The sequence below is a fragment of the Streptomyces sp. NPDC048018 genome (assembly GCF_043202995.1).
Classification (GTDB): domain Bacteria; phylum Actinomycetota; class Actinomycetes; order Streptomycetales; family Streptomycetaceae; genus Streptomyces.
The window spans coordinates 430725-450400 of record NZ_JBIDBK010000003.1; the positions used below are offsets into that span (position 1 = coordinate 430725).

Here is a 19676-nt window from a genome sequence, read left to right on the forward strand (position 1 = left end):
GCCGCCGTCGGGCACCCCCACGACCACCGCGGCACGCCGTCTCAGCCCGGCTGCGCGGCCTCCCGCAGGGCGTCGAGGACGGGCTGGATCAGCGGGTGGTCCTCGGCGCCGCGGCGCACCGCCGCGAAGACGCGGCGGGTGGGGGCGACGCCGTCGACCGGGCGGACGACGACGCCGGTGAGGTCGGTGCCGCGCAGCGCGGAGCGGGGCACCAGGGCCACCCCCGCGCCGGCCGCGGCGAGGGCGACCACCGCGCGGAAGTCGTCGGAGATGTGCTCCATGCTCGGCGCGAAGCCCGCGTACTCGCAGGCCAGGACGGTCACGTCGTGGCAGGGGTTGCCGGCGGACTGGCCGATCCAGGAGTCCTTGGCGAGGTCGGCGAGCGCGACCCGGTCCACCTCGCCGAGGCCGTGGTCCGGCGGCAGGACCGCGTCGAAGGGCTCCGCGTAGAGGGGTACGCGGGTGAGCCGGGCGTCGTCCTCGCCGGGTGCGCCCCGGTACTCGACGGCGACCGCCACGTCGACCTGCCGGTCCAGGACCATGAGCAGGCTCTCGTCGCCCTCGGCGTCCCGCACCCGGACCCTGATGCCGGGCGCGCTGCGGGCGAGGGAGCCGATCGCGGGGGCGACGACGAGACCGATGCCGGTGGCGAAGGCCGCCACGGTGACCGTGCCGGCCTCGCCCGAGCCGTACGCGGCGAGCTCGGCCTCGGCACGCTCCAGCTGGGCCAGGACGGCGTTGGCGTGGGTCAGCAGGATCTCGCCGGCCGCGGTGAGCCGGGCGCCCCGCGCGTTGCGTTCCACCAGGCGGTGGCCGGTCTCCTGCTCCAGGGCGGCGAGCTGCTGCGAGACGGCGGAGGGCGTGAGATAGAGCGCGGCGGCAGCCGCCGTCACGGTGCGGTGGTCGGCCACCGCCCGGAGGATGTGCAGCCGCCGCGCTTCGATCATGCCCCTAGTTTCGCAGGGCGGCCCGTGCGTCGACGAACGCGTCCACAGCGCGGTTGACGTCGTCCACGGAGTGGGCGGCCGACAGCTGCACGCGGATGCGCGCCTGACCCTGCGGGACCACCGGGTAGGAGAACCCGATCACGTACACCCCGCGCTCCAGGAGCAGCTCGGCCATGCGGCCGGCCTCGGCGGCGTCGCCGATCATCACGGGGGCGATGGCGTGGTCGCCGGGGAGGATGTCGAAGCCCTCCTCGGTCATCCGGCGGCGGAACAGCTCGGTGTTGGTGCGGAGCCGCTCGCGCAGGTCGCCGGCCGACTCCAGCAGGTCGATGACCTTGAGGGAGGCGGCGGCGATCACCGGGGCGAGGGTGTTGGAGAACAGGTACGGGCGGGAGCGCTGGCGCAGCAGGGCCACGATCTCGGCACGCGCGGCGACGTAGCCGCCGGAGGCGCCGCCGAGGGCCTTGCCGAGGGTGCCGGTGATGATGTCGACGCGGTCCATGACGCCGTGCAGCTCGGGGGTGCCGCGGCCGCCGGGGCCGACGAAGCCGACGGCGTGCGAGTCGTCGACCATGACCATGGCGTCGTAGCGCTCGGCCAGGTCGCAGATCTCGTCGAGCGGCGCGACGTAGCCGTCCATGGAGAACACGCCGTCGGTGACGATCAGCTTGCGCCGTGCACCGCCCTCGACGGCCTCCTTGAGCCGCTGCTCCAGATCGGCCATGTCGCGGTTGGCGTAGCGGAAGCGGCGGGCCTTGGAGAGGCGGATGCCGTCGATGATGGAGGCGTGGTTGAGGGCGTCGGAGATGACCGCGTCCTCGGGGCCGAGGAGGGTCTCGAAGACGCCGCCGTTGGCGTCGAAGCAGGAGGAGTAGAGGATCGTGTCCTCCTGGCCGAGGAAGTTCGACAGGCGTGCCTCGAGCTCCTTGTGGACCTCCTGGGTGCCGCAGATGAAGCGGACGGACGCCATGCCGTAGCCCCAGCGGTCGAGGGCCGCGTGGGCGGCGGCGACGACGTCGGGGTGGTCGGCGAGACCGAGGTAGTTGTTGGCGCAGAAGTTCAGCACCTCGCCGGGCCGGCCGCCCGCGGTGACCTCGACGGTCGCGGACTGGGGGGTGCCGATGACCCGCTCCGGCTTGTGGAGGCCGGCCTGCCGGATCTCTTCGAGGGTGGTGCGGATGCCGTCGCGTACGGAATCGAACATGTGGGTGCAGCTCCTGAAGTTCGGACGATCCGGGGGGATCAGGCGGTCCAGTCGAGGATGATCTTGCCGCCCTTGCCGGACGCGGCGTCGTCGAAGGCGGCGTCGAAGTCGCGGTAGTCGTAGCGACCGGTGATCACCGGGGCGAGGTCGAGGCCGCCCTCCAGGAGCACCGACATCGCGTACCAGGTCTCGAACATCTCGCGGCCGTAGATGCCCTTGATCGTGATCATCGACGTGACGATCTTCGCCCAGTCGACCGAGAAGTCCTCGCTCGGCAGGCCGAGCATGGCGATCTTGCCGCCGTTGGTCATGTTGGCGACCATGTCGCGCATCGCCCGCGGGTTGCCGGACATCTCCAGGCCGACGTCGAAGCCCTCCTTGAGGCCGAGGGTGCGCTGGCCGTCGGCGATGCTCTGCTCGGCGACGTTCAGCGCGAGCGAGACACCGGTCTTGCGGGCGAGCGCCAGGCGCTCCTCGCTGACGTCGGTGATGACGACGTGGCGGGCGCCGGCGTGCTTGGCGACGGCCGCGGCCATGATGCCGATCGGGCCGGCGCCGGTGACCAGGACGTCCTCGCCGACGAGCGGGAAGGACAGCGCGGTGTGCACGGCGTTGCCGAAGGGGTCGAAGATCGCGGCGACGTCGAGGTCGACCGGGACCCGGTGCACCCACACGTTGGCGGCGGGCAGCACGACGTACTCGGCGAAGGCGCCGTCGCGGCCGACGCCGAGTCCGACGGTGGCACGGCACAGGTGGCGGCGTCCGGCCAGACAGTTGCGGCACTTGCCGCAGACCAGGTGGCCCTCGCCGCTGACCAGGTCGCCGGCCTGGATGTCCGCGACGTCCCGGCCGGTCTCGACCACCTCGCCGACGAACTCGTGGCCGAGCGTCAGCGGGGTCGTGATGGTCTTCTGCGCCCAGCCGTCCCAGGAGCGGATGTGCAGGTCGGTGCCGCAGATTCCGGTCCGCTTGACCTTGATCAGGACCTCACCGGGGCCCGCCTCGGGCATGGGCACGTCCATGAGCCACAGTCCCGGCTCCGCCTTGTGCTTGACCAGTGCCTTCAATGTCACGGCTCCCGACGTACGTGTCCTGTGATGTTCCGGGTCCGGGCGCGTGGAGCGCCCAAGATCCCCGGAAGAGAATCTCCCGTACGCCGGGCCGCGGTCCATCGAGGTTTTCTTAAGCGCGCTCGCAGATCAGCTTCACGCCCCTGGCGGGAGAGCCGTCGGCGTCAACCTGCGGTGCCGTCGAGTACCGACATGGCCGCATTGTGGCCGGGTACGCCGCTCACCCCGCCGCCCCGTACGGCGCCCGCGCCGCACAGCAGCACGTTGGGGTGCGCGGTCCCGACGCCCCACCGGTCTCCCGGGCCGTCGCCGAAGGGGAAGGAGAGGTCGCGGTGGAAGATGTGGCCGCCTGGCAGCCGCAGCTCCCGTTCGAGGTCGAGCGGGGTCTTCGCCTCGATGCAGGGCCGCCCGTCGGCGTCGCGGGCCAGGCATTCGGCGATCGGCTCGTCGAGCCGGGCGTCGAGCTGGTCGAGGGTGGCCTTCAGGAGCGCGTCGCGGGCGCCGTCGGGGTCGGCCGCGAAGAGCCGGGCGGGGGCGTGCAGGCCGAAGAGGGTGAGGGTCTGGTAGCCGCGGGCGGCGGCCTCGGGGCCGAGGATGCTCGGGTCGGTGAGCGTGTGGCAGTAGATCTCGGAGGGCGGGGCGGTGGGCAGCCGGCCCGCCGCGGCCTCGGCGTAGGCGGTGGCCAGCTCGCCGTATCCCTCGGCGATGTGGAAGGTGCCGGAGAAGGCCTCGTGCGGGTCGACCGCGCGGTCGCGCAGCCGTGGCAGGCGGGTGAGCACCATGTTGACCTTGAGCTGGGCTCCCTCCGCCGGCGGCGGGGCAGGCTCGCCGAGCAGCTCGGCCAGGGCCTGCGGGGAGGCGTTGACGAGCACGTGCTCCGCCCCGACGACGCCCTCGCCGTCGGCGGTCCGGTAGGCGACCTCGGCACGGGTGCCGTCGGTCTCGATCCGGACGGCCTCGTGGCCGGTGAGGATCGTGGCTCCGGCGTCCCGGGCCGCGGCGGCGAGCGCGTCGGTGAGGGCGCCCATGCCGCCCACGGGCACGTCCCAGTCCCCGGTGCCGCCGCCGATGACGTGGTAGAGGAAGCAGCGGTTCTGGAGCAGCGAGGGGTCGTGGGCGTCCGCGAAGGTGCCGATGAGGGCGTCGGTGAGGACGACCCCACGGACCAGGTCGCTGGCGAAGTGCTTCTCGACGGCGACCCCGAGAGGCTGCTCGAAGAGCAGGTCCCAGGTCTCCGCGTCGTCCACCCGGTCGCGGAGCGCGTCCCGGGTCGGCAGCGGCTCGGTGAGCGTGGGGAAGATCCGGCTCGCCGCCCGGGCCGTACGCCCGTAGAAGGCCTCCCAGGCCTCGTACTCGCGGTCGGAGCCGGTGAGTGCGGCGAAGGAGGCGCGGGTGCGGTCCGCGCCGCCGCCGACGAGCAGTCCGGAGTCGCCGTAGGGGGTGTACGAGGAGACGGACCGTTTCCGCACGGCGAAGCGCAGGCCGAGGTCTCGGACGATCTTCTCCGGGAGGAGCGAGACGAGGTACGAGTAGCGGGAGAGCCGGACGTCGACGCCGGCGAACGGCCGGGTGGAGACGGCGGCTCCGCCGGTGTGGTCGAGCCGTTCCAGGACGAGGACCCGGCGTCCGGCCCGGGCCAGGTAGGCGGCGGCGACGAGGCCGTTGTGTCCGCCGCCGACGATGACGGCGTCGTACGCGCTCTGGGGTGCGGTCATGTCTCTTGCTAACACCTCGCGGACGCTCCCACCAGGTGCCGTGCGTGCGGGCGTTGTGCAAAACGGCCCGGACACGGCGTCCGCGGTGGCCTGGCCGGCGCGCCGCCCCGGCGGGCCGGACGCCGCGGTCCGGGCCCTTCCGAACGCCCCTTCCTAGGCGTCCGCCGCAAGGCGTTCCCGGCAGTGGGTCTCGTCGGCGCGGGCCGCACGGGTGTCGGGGTGGTCGGTGCCGAGCAGCCGGGTGCGGGACTCGGTGATCCGGCGGTACTCCGCGAGGGCCTCCGGCCAGCGGCCCAGCCAGCCCAGGGCGATGGCCGTCTCGCGGCGGCTGGCCAGGGTGTCGGCGTGGTCGGCGCCGAGCGCCCGCGAGCGGGCGGCGCCGACCGCGCGCGCCTCCGTGAGGGCCTCCTCCCAACGCCCGAGCCTCCCCAGGTTCACGCCGAGGCCGTGGCGGGCGCGCAGGGTCTCCGGGTCCTCCGGGCCCGAGGTCCTGGTGCGGGCGGCCACGAGCTCGCGGTAGAGGGCGGCGGCCTCCTCGGCGCGCCCGAGGCGGCCCAGACAGATCCCGGTCTCGTAGCGCGCGGCGAGGGTGTCGGGGTGGTCCGGGCCGAGGACGGTGCGACGTGCCTCGGCGACCTCGCGGTACTGGTCGAGAGCGGCCGGCCAGCGGCCGAGCCGGCCGAGCGCGTGGCCGACCTCGTGGCGGGTGGCCAGGGTATCGGGGTGGTTGCCGCCGAGCAGCCGCGCCCGGGCGTCGGCCACCTCGCGCGCCGTGGCGTACGCCTCCGGGACGCGGCCGATCCGGCCGAGGGTGAAGGCCAGGTTGTGGCGGCAGCGCAGGGTGTCCGGGTGCTCGGGTCCCATGGTGCGTTCGCGGGCGGCGAGGACGGTCTCGTAGACCGCGTGGGCTTCGGTGTGGCGGCCGAGGCCGCCCAGGACGTAGGCGGTCTCCTGCCGGGCGGCGAGGGTGTCCGGGTGGTCGGGGCCCAGGGTCCGGGCCCGCCCCTCGGCGACCGCGTCGAAGTGGCGCAGGGCCTCGGCGGGGCGGCCCAGGCGGGTCAGGGCGAAGGCGAGTTCGTAGCCGCTGGCGAGGGTGTCGGGGTGGTCGGGTCCGAGGACGTGGGTACGGTCCCGGACGACCGTGCCGAGCAGCTCGGCGGCCTCCTCCCAGCGGCCGAGCCGGCCGAGGCCGAGGCCCGCCCGGTGCCGCCCGGCGAGCACGGCGGTGAGCTCGGCCGCCGTCGTGGGGGCCTGGGCCGGGTCGGCGGGGCGGGTGGCGCGGGTCCACGTGCCGGTGAGGGCGGTGGCCGGGTCGTAGGCCCCGGTGTCCCGCCCGGCGGGGGTCCGGGTGGCGGGGCGGCCGGTGCCGATGTCCCGCGCCCAGGCCGGCAGCGCGGGAAGCGCGGCCGGTACCGGCGGCGGGATCGTCCAGGCGCCGCTCACGCCGACCCGGCCGGTGGTGAGGCGGTCGCGGAGCTCGGCCGCGTCGGAGGGCCGGCCCTCGGGCGTCTTGGCGAGCAGGTCCAGGACGATGAGGTCGAGGTAGTCCGGGAGGTCGGCGCGGTGGCTGCGGAGCGGTGCGGGCCGGGTGTCGCGGTGGCCGATGAGGATGGCCCAGGTGTCGTCCATGTCGAAGGGCGGGACGCCGGTGGCCAGCTCGTAGAGCACGCAGCCCAGGGAGTACAGGTCGCTGCGGTGGTCGATCTCGCCGCCGCCGATCTGCTCGGGGCTCATGTAGTGCGGGGTGCCCATGGCGATGCCGGTGCCGGTGAGGCGGGAGGTGAAGCCGATGTCGGCGCCGAGACGTGCTATCCCGAAGTCGCAGATCTTCACGGTGCCGTCGGTGAGCCGCACGATGTTCGCGGGCTTGAGGTCGCGGTGCACCACACCTTGGCGGTGTGTGTAGGCGAGGGCGTCGGCGACCTGCTCGGCGATGTCGACGACCTGGGCGACGGGGAGCGGCTGCCTGCGGTTGTCGCCGAGGAGCTGGCTCAGATTGCGCCCGTCGAGGAGCTCCATGACGAGGAACAGCACGCTGTCGGACTCGCCGAAGTCGTGCACGACGGTGATGCCGCGGTGCTGGAGCGCGGCGGCGACCCGCGCCTCGCGCCGGAAGCGCTCGCGCAGGATGGCGAGGTTGTCCGGGCTGCGCTGCTGGCCGAGCGGCCGCAGGCACTTGACGGCGACGCGCCGGCCGAGCGACTCGTCGGTCGCCCGCCACACCTCGCCCATGCCGCCGCGGCCGATCACCTCCTGCAGCCGGTACCGGCCCTGGATCAGCCTGGTGTCCGTTTCCGCCATCGCGTGCCGTCGCCCCCGTTTGCCCCGTTGTCGTGCCGCTCCTTCCCCGGCCCGTCCAGTATGGCGGCCGCGGTCCGCAGACTGTACGGCACGGGGCGGGTGTCCGGGCCGAGCCGGTCCATCGCGCGCAGGATGTGCCGCGGGGGCAGCCGCCAGCGGAGCCGGTCGGGCACGCGGCGGAGCAGACCGGCCAGGGTGGTGAGCCGCTGCGTGACGCGTTCGGGCGGCGGTGCGGGCCGGCCGTACAGCTCGTGGGCGTACGGGGGCAGGGTGTCGTACGTGAGGGCGGCCACGCGCCGCCAGATCACCTCGCGCGCGGGGCGCAGCGCCGGGGCGACCGGCGGTCTGCGCAGGAACGCGTCCACGGCGAGCGCGTCGGCGCCGCCGGCCAGCTCGGGGCGGATCTCCTCGAAGTAGCGGGCGAGCGCGGCGGTGGTGGCGGGCACCTCGTCGGGGTCGAGGCCCACCAGCCGGGCGGAGGTGCGCTGTTCGTCGACGTACCGGTCGGCCTGGGCGTCCGTGAGCGGGATGCCGGAGCGGCGGACGACGTGCAGGTACGAGTCGATCTCGGCGCAGTGCACCCAGAGCAGGAGCTCCGGGTCGTCCACGCCGAGGAGCCGGTGGATCTTGCGCACCCGGGCGCCGGCCGCCTCGGCCGCCTCGGTGGTGCCGTAGCTGAGCGTGCCGACGAAGCTCGCCGTCCGCATGAGCCGGCCCCAGGGGTCCCGGCGGAAGTCGCTGTTGATCATGACTCCGCGGACGGCGACCGGATGCAGCGCCTGGAGGTACAGGGCGCGCACGCCGCCGATCCACATCACGGGGTCGCCGTGCAGCTGCCAGGTCACGGACCCGGGGCCGAAGAGCCCCGGGTCGGCGTCGTGCTCCGTCGCTTCCGACCGCATGGGTTCAGGCTAGGGCGTGTCCGCCGGACCGGGCCAGAACCGGGAGCGACTCAGCGTGCGACGGACCCTCCCGGGGCCGGCCCGGCCCGGCGTCGACGGTTCAGCGCCAGATCGTCTGGACGGAGTCGAACTGGACCCAGGTGATCGCGTTGCCGGTGTTGCCGCCGAAGACGCTCACCGAGCCTGCCGGGTTGATCTCCAGACGGCAGGCGTTGATGCCCTGGCTGTTGTTGCGCGGCACGGCGGCCCGCACGTATCCGGTCGGCAGGGCGAAGCCGTCCGGCAGCCGGCCGATCCTGGCGTCGCCGGTGAGGTTGCAGGTGACCAGGCCGCGGGCCTGGAGGAAGACGGTGCCGGCGATGGTGACGAGCCGGACCTCGGGGGCGGCGGCGGCGTTCGGGGTGATGCCGGGCTCCAGGACGAGCGGCGTCCAGGCGCCGGCGTCGACCGCGCCGGGCGCGGCGGCGGCCGGGGTGGCGGCGAGGCCGCCGACGGTGAGGGCGGCGGGCAGGGCGAGGGCCGCGCCGAGGACGCTGCGGCGGTTCTGCGACATGGGTGGTGAGCTCCTTGGGACCGAGGGGTGGGGGTCAGCGCCAGACGGCGCTGACGTTGTCGAGCTGCGCCCAGGCGACGGGGTTGCCGGTGCGTCCGCCGTAGAGCCGGACCGTGCGGTCGGCGCCGACCTCGACGCGGGCGACGGCGGGGCCGCCGAGCGCGTTGTCACGGGGCACGGAAGCGCGGGCGACGACGCTCGGGGTGAGGGAGTCGGGCAGGGTGCCGAGGACGGTGTCGGCGCTGAAGGGCCCCCGGACCCCGCCGCTCAGCTGCAGTGTGGTGGTGCCGGCCAGGCTGATCAGCCGGGCACGGGGAGCGTCCTGATCGGCGCTCACCCCGGCGGCGAGGGTGATCGGCTGCCAGTCCGTGAGCACCTTCACGCCGTCGGTCTCCGGCGCCGCGGAGAGCGACATGATCGTGCAGGTCCGCGGGCCCGGATCCTCGCAGGCGAAGCCGAAGTGCAGGTGCGGGACACCGTCGCGGACGGACACGGCCATGCCCTCCGCCTCGCGCCACTCCAGGCCGGGGCCGGCCGTGACGTGCCGGTGGTCGAGCAGGGCGCCGGTAGCCCACTCGAAGGCGGCGATGTGGGTGTTGCCGGGCAGCGGGGCGGCGTCGAGGCTCTGGCCCTTCAGCGTGTAGAGCACACCGTCGTGGGAGGCGTACCCCTGGAAGTCGACGCCGTCGGCGGGCACGTTCGGGGTGAGCCGCTGGAGCGGCTCCCAGACCCCGGCCGCCGCCTTCGCCAGGTCGTACCGCTCGAAGGTCATCACGCCGCCGAGGTTGAAACGGACCACCAGCTCGCCGCTGCTGCGGTCGATCGTGGGGGTGATGCCGCGGCACGCCGGGTCGGGCCGGTAGGGCGGGGTGTGCGCCGAGGAGCCGTGGTCCACGGTCGTCCCGGTCCTGAACGGGAAGCTGGTCACGGCGGTGCCGTAACCCTCGTTCTTGCTGTTGGGCGAGGACGCGGTCTCGGTCCAGAGCCAGATCGTCCCGTCGCGGTTCTCCACGCCCAGGCTGACGCCGTGTCCGAATCCGCGCAGGAACATGTGCCCGGTGATCGCGCCGGCCGGGTCGAGCCGGGTGAGGCACAGGTCGCCGTTGGTCTTGCGGGTCGCGTAGTCGACGGCGGCCGGCTCGTCGGGCAGCCGGACGTCGCCCTGCATGATCTGCAGGACGAAGACGTCACCGGACACCGGGTCGATCCCGAAGCCCTGCATGACGGTGCTGTGGTGGAGCGGACGCCGGTGGAGCAGTTTGCCCACCGGGCCCGCGATGTCTATCTGTCCTTCGATGGTGACGCTCAACGGCGCGGCTCCTCAGACGGGTCGGTGACGAAGCTCATGATCGAACCGCGCCAGTCTGCCAAACGCGCGCGCCCCACCGGGTCCGCGGCGGGCGGACCGCGGCCCTCCGCTATCGCGGCACGCCGTCCGAGCCGGTCCAGTACCGGGCGAGTGCCCCCTCCTTGTAAGGCGCCGGGCTCACGCTGAGATCCCCGGCGAAGGGGCGGTCGAGAACGAACACGAGCAGCAGGCTGAAGCCGATGAGGGCGGCGACCGAGGAGACGAAGAGCAGCTGGATCCGCATCCTGCGCATGCCGTAGAGGAAGGTGAGCGGAATCAGGACGAGCGCGCCGCCGAAGGCCAGGGCCTGCAGGAGCGGGGGCAGTTGCTGCTCGGCCATGGTCAGGCGCGCCCTGCGCTGGCCGGCGACGTCGTTGAGGTGGCCGACGGCCGACTCGTAGAAGACCTCTTCGCGGGCGCTCTTCGGCTCGTAGCTCTGCAGCGCGTCGTAGAGGGCCTGCAGCTTGCCGCCGGTGGACGCGTAGCTGGGGGCTCCGGCGCGCATCCGGGGCCACTGGTCCTCGACCACGGTGTGGACGTAGCCGCTGAGCGCCTCGTCGACGCGGGCGCGGACCGGCGGCGGGAAGGCGGCGGCGTCGCGGGCGATGAGCGCGGCGTCGGTGGCCTCGGTGGCGACGATGGTCTGCGTGCTGTCCAGCTGCGTCCAGAGGGTGACGATGACGAAGGCCAGGATGATTCCGTAGATCGCGCCGAACATCCCCAGGGTCACCCCGACCATCTCGTTGTGTTCGCCCTCGGCCAGCGACGGGTACCTGCGGCGGAAGAGCACACTGCCGAGGACGGCCAGGAGGACCGTTCCGCCGACGGTGACGACGGTGAGCGTGAGGGTGCTGACGTTGTTGAGCAGCCAGAGCAACATATGCCGGAATACTAGGGATTGGCCCCCCGCCGCCGGCTGTCCGGACGCCCTGGGAGGGGCTTGATCACCCGCCCGTGTGGAGCGGGGGTCCCGCGGTTGCCTCGCTGTTCGGGCGTGACCGCCGTTCCGTGCGAGACCACCGGTCCGAGGGAACCGCCGGGAGGGGGCCGGTGGCCGGCGGCGGACGGTGTTCCCCGGCCCGGTGCGGGCCCGCCGCGGACGGCGTTCCGCGCGCCGAGACCGGATCCAGCACGGAAGGTGTTGCCTGATCAAGGCCGATCCGGGGAGGTCAAGGTCACAGCTGATCACCCTGCTGCTCCGTTGTGCATCTGGCCTAGCATCCGGGCATGACTGTGCTGCCTGACGACGGCCTTTCCCTGGCCGCCGAGTTCTCCGCAGCGACCCATGCACAGTGGCAGCGCCTCGTGGCGGGCGTGCTGAGCAGGTCGGGCAAGGACATCCCTGACACCGAGGCCGAGGACGCGCTCTCCACCGCGCTGGAGGACGGCCTGCGCGCCCGTCCTCTCTACACGTCCGCCGACGGCGCACCCGATCCCGGCCTTCCCGGTTTCGCCCCGTTCGTCCGGTCCGGCCGGCCCGAGGGCAACACGGCGGGCGGCTGGGACGTGCGCCAGCGGCATGTGACGGCCGACCCGGAGGCGGTGCTCACCGACCTCGAGAACGGCGTCACGTCGCTGTGGCTCACCGTGGGCCCGGACGGCATTCCGGTCGCCGAGCTCGACCGGACCCTCCAGGGCGTGTACCTCGACCTGGCCCCGGTCGTCCTGGAGGCCGGCGCCGAGACCGCGGCCGCGGCCACCGAACTCCTCGACGTCCTCACCCGTCGCGGTGTCGCCCCCGAGGCGGTCCGCGGCAACCTCGGCGCCGACCCGCTCGGCACGGAGGCGCGCACCGGCGAGGCGTACGACGGCGACGGCTTCCCCGCCACGGTCGCCCTCGCCCGGCTGTGCGCCGAGGCCTACCCGGGGCTGCGCGCCCTCACCGTGGACGCGCTGCCCTACCACGGGGCCGGCGGTTCGGCCGCGCAGGAGCTGGGCGCCTCGCTCGCGACCGGCGTCGCCTATCTGCGCGCGCTCACCCACGGCGGCCTCACGGTCGAACAGGCCCTGGGGCAGCTGGAGTTCCGCTACGCGGCGACCGCCGACCAGTTCCTGACCATCGCCAAGTTCCGGGCCGCCCGGCGGCTCTGGGCGCGGATCGCGGAGGCCTGTGGCGCCCCGGCGGCCGGCGCCCAGCTCCAGCACGCGGTGACGTCGCCGGTGATGATGACGGGCCGCGACCCGTGGGTGAACATGCTGCGCACGACCATCGCCACCCTGGCGGCCGGCGTCGGCGGCGCCGAGTCGGTCACCGTGCACCCCTTCGACCACGCGCTCGGCCTGCCGGACGCCTTCGCGCGCCGGATCGCCCGCAACACGTCGACGATCCTCATCGAGGAGTCGCACCTGTCCCGGGTCATCGACCCGGCCGGCGGCTCCTGGTACGTGGAGACGCTGACCGACGAACTCGCGCAGGCCGCCTGGCAGTTCTTCCAGGAGATCGAGCAGGCGGGCGGCCAGGCGGCCGCACTCCGCTCGGACCTGCTGCGGGAGCGGCTCGCCGCCACCTGGGCCGAGCGCTCCGCGAACCTCGCCAAGCGCCGTGAACCGGTCACGGGCGTGAGCGAGTTCCCCCACCTCGCGGAGAAGCCGGTGGTGCGCGAGCCGGCACCCGCGGCGCCGGAAGGCGGGCTGCCCCGCGTACGGCGCGACGAGGCGTTCGAGACGCTGCGGGCCCGCTCCGACGCCCACCTGGCGGCGACCGGCGCCCGGCCGCGCGTGTACCTCGCGGCCCTCGGGCCCGCCGCCGCGCACACGGCCCGGCTCACCTTCGCGTCCAACCTGTTCCAGGCCGGCGGCATCGAGCCCGTCACCGAGGGCTCGTTCGAGGACAGCGGGGCCACCGAGGCCTGCCTCTGCTCCAGCGACGCGCTCTACGAGGAGCAGGCCGAGTCCACCGCCGCCGCGCTGCGCGAGGCCGGAGCCGGCCATGTGTCCCTGGCCGGCCGGGGCACGTACGCCGGTGTCGACAGTCACGTCTTCGCGGGGTGCGACGCCGTCGCCGTCCTCTCCGCCACCCTCGACCGCATGGGAGTGTCCTGATGGGAATCCCCGACTTCACCGGGATCGACCTGGGAGCCCCGAACCCGGCGGGCAGCGCCGACGAGTGGCGCGCCGCCCTCAAGGGCGCCGCCGGCGGGGACGACCTGCTGTGGGAGACACCGGAGGGCATCGCGGTCAAGCCGCTGTACACCGGCCGTGACCTGACGGAAGTCGACTTCCTCGGGACGTACCCGGGCATGGCGCCGTACCTGCGCGGCCCGTACCCGACGATGTACGTCAACCAGCCCTGGACGATCCGCCAGTACGCGGGCTTCTCCACGGCCGAGGAGTCGAACGCCTTCTACCGGCGCAACCTGGCCGCGGGCCAGAAGGGCCTCTCGGTCGCCTTCGACCTGCCGACCCACCGCGGGTACGACAGCGACCACCCGCGCGTCACCGGCGACGTCGGCATGGCGGGCGTCGCCATCGACTCGATCTACGACATGCGGCAGCTCTTCGACGGCATCCCGCTGGACAGGATGTCGGTGTCGATGACCATGAACGGCGCGGTGCTGCCCGTCCTCGCGCTCTACATCGTCGCGGCCGAGGAGCAGGGGGTGCCGGCCGAGAAGCTCACGGGGACCATCCAGAACGACATCCTCAAGGAGTTCATGGTCCGCAACACCTACATCTACCCGCCGAAGCCGTCGATGCGGATCATCTCCGACATCTTCGCCTTCACCTCGCAGCACATGCCGCGCTACAACTCCATCTCCATCTCCGGCTACCACATCCAGGAGGCCGGTGCGACGGCCGACCTGGAGCTGGCGTACACGCTGGCGGACGGCGTCGAGTACATCCGGGCGGGCCGGGAGGCCGGTCTGGACGTGGACGCCTTCGCGCCGCGCCTGTCGTTCTTCTGGGCGATCGGCATGAACTTCTTCATGGAGGTCGCCAAGCTGCGTGCGGCCCGCCTGCTCTGGGCGAAGCTGGTCCGGGAGTTCGACCCGAAGAACGCCAAGTCCCTCTCGCTGCGCACCCATTCGCAGACTTCGGGCTGGTCCCTGACCGCCCAGGACGTCTTCAACAACGTCACCCGCACCTGCGTCGAGGCCATGGCCGCCACGCAGGGGCACACCCAGTCGCTGCACACCAACGCGCTCGACGAGGCGCTGGCCCTGCCGACCGACTTCTCGGCCCGCATCGCGCGCAACACCCAGCTCCTCATCCAGCAGGAGTCGGGCACCACCCGGGTCATCGACCCGTGGGGCGGCAGCGCCTACGTGGAGCGTCTCACCTACGACCTGGCGCGCCGGGCCTGGCAGCACATCCAGGAGGTCGAGGCGGCCGGCGGCATGGCGCAGGCCATCGACGCGGGCATCCCCAAGCTGCGCGTCGAGGAGGCCGCGGCCCGTACCCAGGCGCGGATCGACTCGGGCCGGCAGCCGGTCATCGGCGTGAACAAGTACCGCGTCGACGGCGACGAGCAGATCGAGGTCCTGAAGGTCGACAACTCCTCGGTGCGCGCCCAGCAGATCGACAAGCTGCGGCGGCTGCGCGAGGAGCGCGACGAGCGGGCCTGCCGGGACGCGCTCGACGACCTCACCCGGGCCGCCGGCGGCGAGGGCAACCTGCTCGAACTGGCCGTCCGCGCGGCCCGCGCGAAGGCGACGGTCGGCGAGATCTCGGACGCCCTGGAGAAGGTCTACGGACGGCACGCGGGCCAGATCCGTACGATCTCCGGCGTGTACCGCAACGAAGCAGGCGAGTCCCCGTCCGTCGACAGCACCCGCGCGCTCGTCGACTCCTTCGAGGAGGCCGAGGGCCGGCGTCCCCGCATCCTGGTCGCCAAGATGGGCCAGGACGGCCACGACCGCGGCCAGAAGGTGATCGCGACCGCCTTCGCCGACCTGGGCTTCGACGTCGACGTCGGCCCGCTCTTCCAGACCCCGGCCGAGGTGGCCCGGCAGGCCGTCGAGGCGGACGTCCACATCGTGGGTGTCTCCTCCCTCGCGGCCGGTCACCTCACGCTCGTCCCGGCGCTGCGGGACGAGCTGGCGGCGGAGGGCCGTGAGGACATCATGATCGTGGTCGGCGGGGTCATCCCGCCCCAGGACGTGCCCACGCTCCTGGAGATGGGCGCCGCGGCCGTCTTCCCGCCGGGCACGGTGATCCCGGACGCGGCGGCGGATCTGGTGCGGCGACTGTCGGCCGGCCTGGGGCACGATCTCTGACCCCATGGCGATCGACATCGACAGCTACGAGAAGGGTGTACGGGACGGGAAGCGCGCGCTCGTGGCGCGCGCGATCACCCTCGTCGAGTCCACCCGGCCCGCCCACCGGGCGCTGGCCCAGGAACTGCTGACCCGGCTGCTGCCGCACAGCGGCCGGGCCCGGCGGATCGGGATCAGCGGGGTTCCCGGCGTGGGCAAGTCCACCTTCATCGACGCCTTCGGCACGATGCTCACCGGCCTCGGGTACCGGGTGGCGGTGCTCGCCGTCGACCCTTCCTCGACGCGCACGGGCGGTTCGATCCTGGGCGACAAGACGCGGATGGAGCGGCTCGCGGTGGACCCGGCGGCGTTCGTCCGCCCCTCCCCCAGCGCGGGCACGCTCGGCGGCGTCGCCAAGGCGACCCGCGAGTCGATGGTGGTGATGGAGGCCGCCGGATACGACGTGATCCTCGTGGAGACGGTCGGCGTCGGGCAGTCGGAGACGGCCGTCGCCAACATGGTCGACAGCTTCCTGCTGCTCACCCTCGCGCGCACCGGCGACCAGCTCCAGGGCATCAAGAAGGGCGTGCTGGAACTCGCGGACGTCGTGGCGGTCAACAAGGCGGACGGCCCGCACGCGACCGACGCGCGCGCCGCCGCCCGTGAACTCGCGGGCGCGCTGCGGCTGATGCACGGCCGGGAGGCGGTGTGGACCCCGCCGGTCCTCAGTTGCAGCGCCCGCGAGTCGACCGGCCTCGACGAGGTCTGGGAGCGCCTGGAGAAGCACCGCTCGCTCCTGGACGCGACCGGGCGGCTCGCCGCACGGCGCCGGGACCAGCAGGTCGACTGGGCCTGGACGATGGTGCGCGACACGCTCCTCGGCCGGCTCCACTCCGACCCGGCCGTCCGGGCGCTCACCCCGGAGGTCGAGCGTCAGGTCAGGGACGGGGAGCTGACGGCGACGCTGGCGGCGGAGCGCATTCTCGCCGCCTTCGAGAGCCGGCAGGACTGAACCATGCGGGTCCCCGTACGGCACGGGGACCCGCATGTCTGTGCGCCAGGGCCCGGATGCGCCCGGCGAGGCGCGTCGGGGGCGTCCGGGGCGGGTGCACCCGGCCGGGGCCGACAGGCACGACCGGGGCGGGTGCACCCGGCCGGGCCCGACAGGCACGACCGGGGCGGGTGCGCCCTGCCGGGCCTGTCAGACGTTCGCGCCGTCGCCGAAGCGCACGCGGAAGGCCTCCAGGTCCTCCTCCGTGATCTTCGCGAAGAGCACCGGCGGCACCGTGAAGGCCGTGCCGGCCGGGACGGCGTCCAGGGCCGCGGCCTGCTCGGGCGTCACCCAGGTCGCCGTGTCGTCCGGCAGCGCGAAGGCACCGCGCAGGGCGGCGGCCGTGGTGGGGATGAACGGCTCGGAGACGACGGCGTACAGGTGGATGAGGTTCATCGCGGTGCGCAGCGTCAGTGCGGCGCCCTCGGCGTCCGTCTTGATCTCCAGCCAGGGGGCCTTCTCCTCCAGGTAGGAGTTGCCCGCGGACCACAGCGCACGCAGGGCGGCGGCGGCCTTGCGGAACTGCAGGGCCTCCATATGCTCCTCGTACTCGCCCAGGAGGCGCGCGATCTCCCGGCCGAGCCGCGCCTCGGCCTCGCCGGCCGGGTGGCCGGCCGGGACCTCGTCGCCGAACCGCTTGCGGGAGAAGGACAGGACGCGGTTGACGAAGTTGCCGAGGGTGTCGGCGAGGTCCTTGTTCACCGTGGCGGTGAAGTGCTCCCAGGTGAACGAGGAGTCGTCGGACTCGGGAGCGTTGGCGATGAGGAAGTAGCGCCAGTAGTCGCCGGGGAGGACCTCGAGGGCAGCGTCGGTGAAGACGCCGCGCTTCTGGGAGGTGGAGAACTTGCCGCCGTAGTAGGTGAGCCAGTTGAAGCCCTTGACGAGATCGACCTTCTTCCACGGCTCACGCACGCCGAGCTCGGTGGCCGGGAACATCACCGTGTGGAAGGGGACGTTGTCCTTGGCCATGAACTGCGTGTACCGGACGGTCTCGTCGGCCTCGTACCACCACGACCTCCAGTCGCGGGCCTCGCCTTCGGGAGCCGCGTCCGCCCACTCCTTCGTCGCGGCGATGTACGCGATCGGGGCGTCGAACCAGACGTAGAAGACCTTGCCCTCGGCGGCGAGCTCCGGCCAGGTGTCGGCCGGGACGGGCACTCCCCAGTCCAGGTCACGGGTGATGGAGCGGTCGTTGAGCCCCTCGGTGAGCCACTTGCGGGCGATGGAGGTCGACAGGTGCGGCCACTCCTCGCTGACGGCCGCGATCCACTCCTCGACCTCGTGCTGCAGCTTGGACTGCAGCAGGAAGAGGTGCTTGGTCTCGCGGACCTCCAGATCCGTGGAGCCGCTGATCGCGGAGCGCGGGTCGATCAGGTCGGTCGGGTCGAGCACGCGGGTGCAGTTCTCGCACTGGTCGCCGCGGGCCTTGTCGTAGCCGCAGTACGGGCAGGTGCCCTCGACATAGCGGTCGGGCAGGAAGCGCCCGTCGACCGGCGAATACACCTGCCGGATCGCCCTCTCCTCGATGAACCCGTTCTCGTTCAGCCTCCGCGCGAAGTGCTGCGTGATCTCCACGTTCTGCGGCGAGGAGCTGCGCCCGAAGTGGTCGAAGGCGAGCTCGAAGCCGTCGTATACGGCCTTCTGCGCGTCGTGCGCCCGCGCGCAGAACTCGGCGACCGAGAGCCCTGCCGCCTTGGCGGCCAACTCGGCCGGGGTGCCGTGCTCGTCGGTGGCGCAGATGTAGAGCACCTCGTGACCACGCTGACGGAGGTAGCGGGAGTACACGTCCGCCGGAAGCATCGACCCGACCATGTTGCCCAGGTGCTTGATCCCGTTGATGTAGGGAAGCGCGCTGGTTACCAGGTGTCGAGCCATCCTCGGATGCTCCATTTCGTGCGTACGGCGCCGATGCGCGTGCCCCGGCGGTCCCCAGGTCGGGAGGCCGCAACCGCGCGACCTCCGGTCGCGACGTCACCGCAGGTGACGGAGGGTGTTGCGGGCCTTCGGCATCGTATCGAAGGCCGGCCGCACGCCTCACGGGGATTTCACCCGGTGGAGCGGGCGCGCGGTGCCGAGGCGGCGGCGGTGCCGGAGGGCACGGTGGGGCGGCACGGTGGCCTGCTCGCGGCGGCGGGGCGGGGTGGCCGGGTGAGGTGACCGCGGAGGCCGGGAGGGTGCGGTGACCGCGGGGCCGGGAGGGGCGGCCGGGCGGCGCGACGGAGCCCGGAGGGGTGGCCGGGGGTCAGGCGGGCAGGTCCCTGGCCGCGTAATACGCCTGCAGCGCGGCCTCGCTGCCGGAACCGAGAGCGGTCATGATGCGCTGGAAGCGGGCGGACCGCAGGTCTCCGGCCACGATGACACGGGGATGCTGGGCACCCGGCGGGCAGTAACCGTCCGCGCCCCGGACCAGGTCGCCGGCCGGTGCCGTCGGCGCGTTGCCGATGCTGAGGTACGCGGCGTCCGCGCTGACGGAACGGCGTTCGCCGCGCGGTCCCACCGTTTCCGCGGTCACGGCCGACGCCCCCTGCTCGCGCCGCAGCACCAGGCGCTCCACCGGGAGCAGCGTGACACGTGGGTCGTCGCGCACCTCCTCGGTCTTGTAGGCGTCGGCGGCCGGGTGGGCGACGAGCAGCCGGGTCGCGACGGTCGGGTGGGCACGCAGGAAGGTGCCGATGGGGCGGTCGCCGCCCAGGACGAGGAGGGTGCGGCCCTCGGCCTCGGCCGCGTCGGCCTGCCAGAGCGGGGGGAGGGTGAGGGCGGTCGGGGCGTCGATCCAGGGGACGTCCCCGGGCTGGAGGGGGCCGACGCCGGTGGCGACGACGGCGTACGGGGCGGTGAGGCACGCGCCGGTGTCGAGGGTGACGGTGACGTGGCCGTCGGGTGCGGATGAGGCGGGAGCGGGAGAGACGGGGGCGTGGCAGTCGGCCGCGTGGGGAGAGGAGGCATGAGGGTCGGGGGCATGAGGGTCGGGGGCATGGGAGTCGGCCGCGTGGGGGTCGGGGGCATGGGGGTCGGGCGCGAGGGCTGCTTCGGCGCCCGGTCCGGGGACGGGCCCGTCGGTGACACGCAGATCGGTGACGCGGCGGCCGAGTTCGATGCGGCAGAGGCCGGTGCTCGTGAGTTCCGCGGTGACGGCGTCGGCGAACTCGGGGCCGCTCGTGTATCCGCCGAGCACGTTGTTCAGAGCGGGGATGCGGTAGAGGTTGCGGCACAGGGTGTCCGGCTCGATCAGGATCGAGCGCATGCCGACGCTGGCGGCCATGCGGGCGGCGGCGCAGCCGGCCGGGCCGCCGCCGACGACGAGCAGGTCGGTGTGGAACGGGGTGGCTGGCATGGAGTCATTCCAGCATCAGTGGGAATGTGCGGGCAGGGTGGCCTCCTCCTCTCCCC

General features: G+C 73.3%; 14 protein-coding genes. 3 read left to right on the top strand and 11 right to left on the bottom strand.

What is annotated here, in order from left to right:
- Positions 1 to 41 precede the first annotated feature (41 nt).
- The 9 genes from ACGF1Z_RS13265 to ACGF1Z_RS13305 form a co-directional block, all read right to left on the bottom strand.
- Entirely contained in the window at positions 42 to 947 is a 906-nt protein-coding gene (locus ACGF1Z_RS13265) for a LysR family transcriptional regulator (RefSeq protein WP_393003166.1), read from the bottom strand.
- Between the two features lie 4 nt (positions 948 to 951).
- A complete protein-coding gene (locus ACGF1Z_RS13270; protein WP_393003168.1) occupies positions 952 to 2151 on the bottom strand; it encodes a glycine C-acetyltransferase in 1200 nt (399 codons plus the stop codon).
- A gap of 38 nt (positions 2152 to 2189) precedes the next feature.
- A complete protein-coding gene (gene tdh / locus ACGF1Z_RS13275; protein ID WP_393004163.1) occupies positions 2190 to 3218 on the bottom strand; it encodes an L-threonine 3-dehydrogenase in 1029 nt (342 codons plus the stop codon).
- A 167-nt stretch (positions 3219 to 3385) separates the two neighbouring features.
- Positions 3386 to 4936: a phytoene desaturase family protein gene (locus ACGF1Z_RS13280; RefSeq protein WP_393003170.1), complete on the bottom strand. Its 1551-nt coding sequence runs from the start codon at positions 4934 to 4936 to the stop codon at positions 3386 to 3388.
- A gap of 153 nt (positions 4937 to 5089) precedes the next feature.
- Positions 5090 to 7237 carry a tetratricopeptide repeat protein gene (locus ACGF1Z_RS13285; RefSeq protein ID WP_393003172.1) on the bottom strand — a complete coding sequence of 716 codons (2148 nt, stop codon included), beginning with the start codon at positions 7235 to 7237 and terminating at the stop codon, positions 5090 to 5092.
- Entirely contained in the window at positions 7213 to 8139 is a 927-nt protein-coding gene (locus ACGF1Z_RS13290) for an oxygenase MpaB family protein (protein ID WP_393003174.1), read from the bottom strand. Before ACGF1Z_RS13290 ends, ACGF1Z_RS13285 begins: the two co-directional genes overlap by 25 nt.
- A gap of 100 nt (positions 8140 to 8239) precedes the next feature.
- Positions 8240 to 8692: a hypothetical protein gene (locus ACGF1Z_RS13295; protein WP_393003176.1), complete on the bottom strand. Its 453-nt coding sequence runs from the start codon at positions 8690 to 8692 to the stop codon at positions 8240 to 8242.
- A gap of 34 nt (positions 8693 to 8726) precedes the next feature.
- The gene (locus tag ACGF1Z_RS13300; RefSeq protein ID WP_393003178.1) at positions 8727 to 10001 is read right to left on the bottom strand and encodes a hypothetical protein; all 1275 of its coding nucleotides are present in this window, start codon (positions 9999 to 10001) and stop codon (positions 8727 to 8729) included.
- 109 nt (positions 10002 to 10110) lie between these two features.
- Positions 10111 to 10920: a DUF4239 domain-containing protein gene (locus ACGF1Z_RS13305; RefSeq protein ID WP_393003180.1), complete on the bottom strand. Its 810-nt coding sequence runs from the start codon at positions 10918 to 10920 to the stop codon at positions 10111 to 10113.
- A 347-nt stretch (positions 10921 to 11267) separates the two neighbouring features.
- Here ACGF1Z_RS13305 and ACGF1Z_RS13310 point away from each other — a divergent pair, with 347 nt between their 5' ends.
- From ACGF1Z_RS13310 to meaB, 3 genes are read left to right on the top strand one after another with little or no spacing between them, the layout of a single operon-like run.
- Complete coding sequence (locus ACGF1Z_RS13310; RefSeq protein ID WP_393003182.1) at positions 11268 to 13082, top strand: methylmalonyl-CoA mutase family protein; 1815 nt, start codon at positions 11268 to 11270, stop codon at positions 13080 to 13082.
- A complete protein-coding gene (gene scpA, locus ACGF1Z_RS13315) occupies positions 13082 to 15256 on the top strand; it encodes a methylmalonyl-CoA mutase (protein WP_393003184.1) in 2175 nt (724 codons plus the stop codon). Before ACGF1Z_RS13310 ends, scpA begins: the two co-directional genes overlap by 1 nt.
- Before the next feature lie 4 nt (positions 15257 to 15260).
- Complete coding sequence (gene meaB / locus ACGF1Z_RS13320; RefSeq protein ID WP_393003186.1) at positions 15261 to 16247, top strand: methylmalonyl Co-A mutase-associated GTPase MeaB; 987 nt, start codon at positions 15261 to 15263, stop codon at positions 16245 to 16247.
- A 189-nt stretch (positions 16248 to 16436) separates the two neighbouring features.
- On the opposite strand, the gene metG is transcribed toward meaB, so the two are convergent.
- Both metG and ACGF1Z_RS13330 read right to left on the bottom strand, forming a co-directional pair.
- Complete coding sequence (metG, locus tag ACGF1Z_RS13325) at positions 16437 to 18161, bottom strand: methionine--tRNA ligase (protein ID WP_393003188.1); 1725 nt, start codon at positions 18159 to 18161, stop codon at positions 16437 to 16439.
- Between the two features lie 367 nt (positions 18162 to 18528).
- Positions 18529 to 19620: a pyridine nucleotide-disulfide oxidoreductase gene (locus ACGF1Z_RS13330; RefSeq protein ID WP_393003190.1), complete on the bottom strand. Its 1092-nt coding sequence runs from the start codon at positions 19618 to 19620 to the stop codon at positions 18529 to 18531.
- Positions 19621 to 19676: the final 56 nt, after the last annotated feature.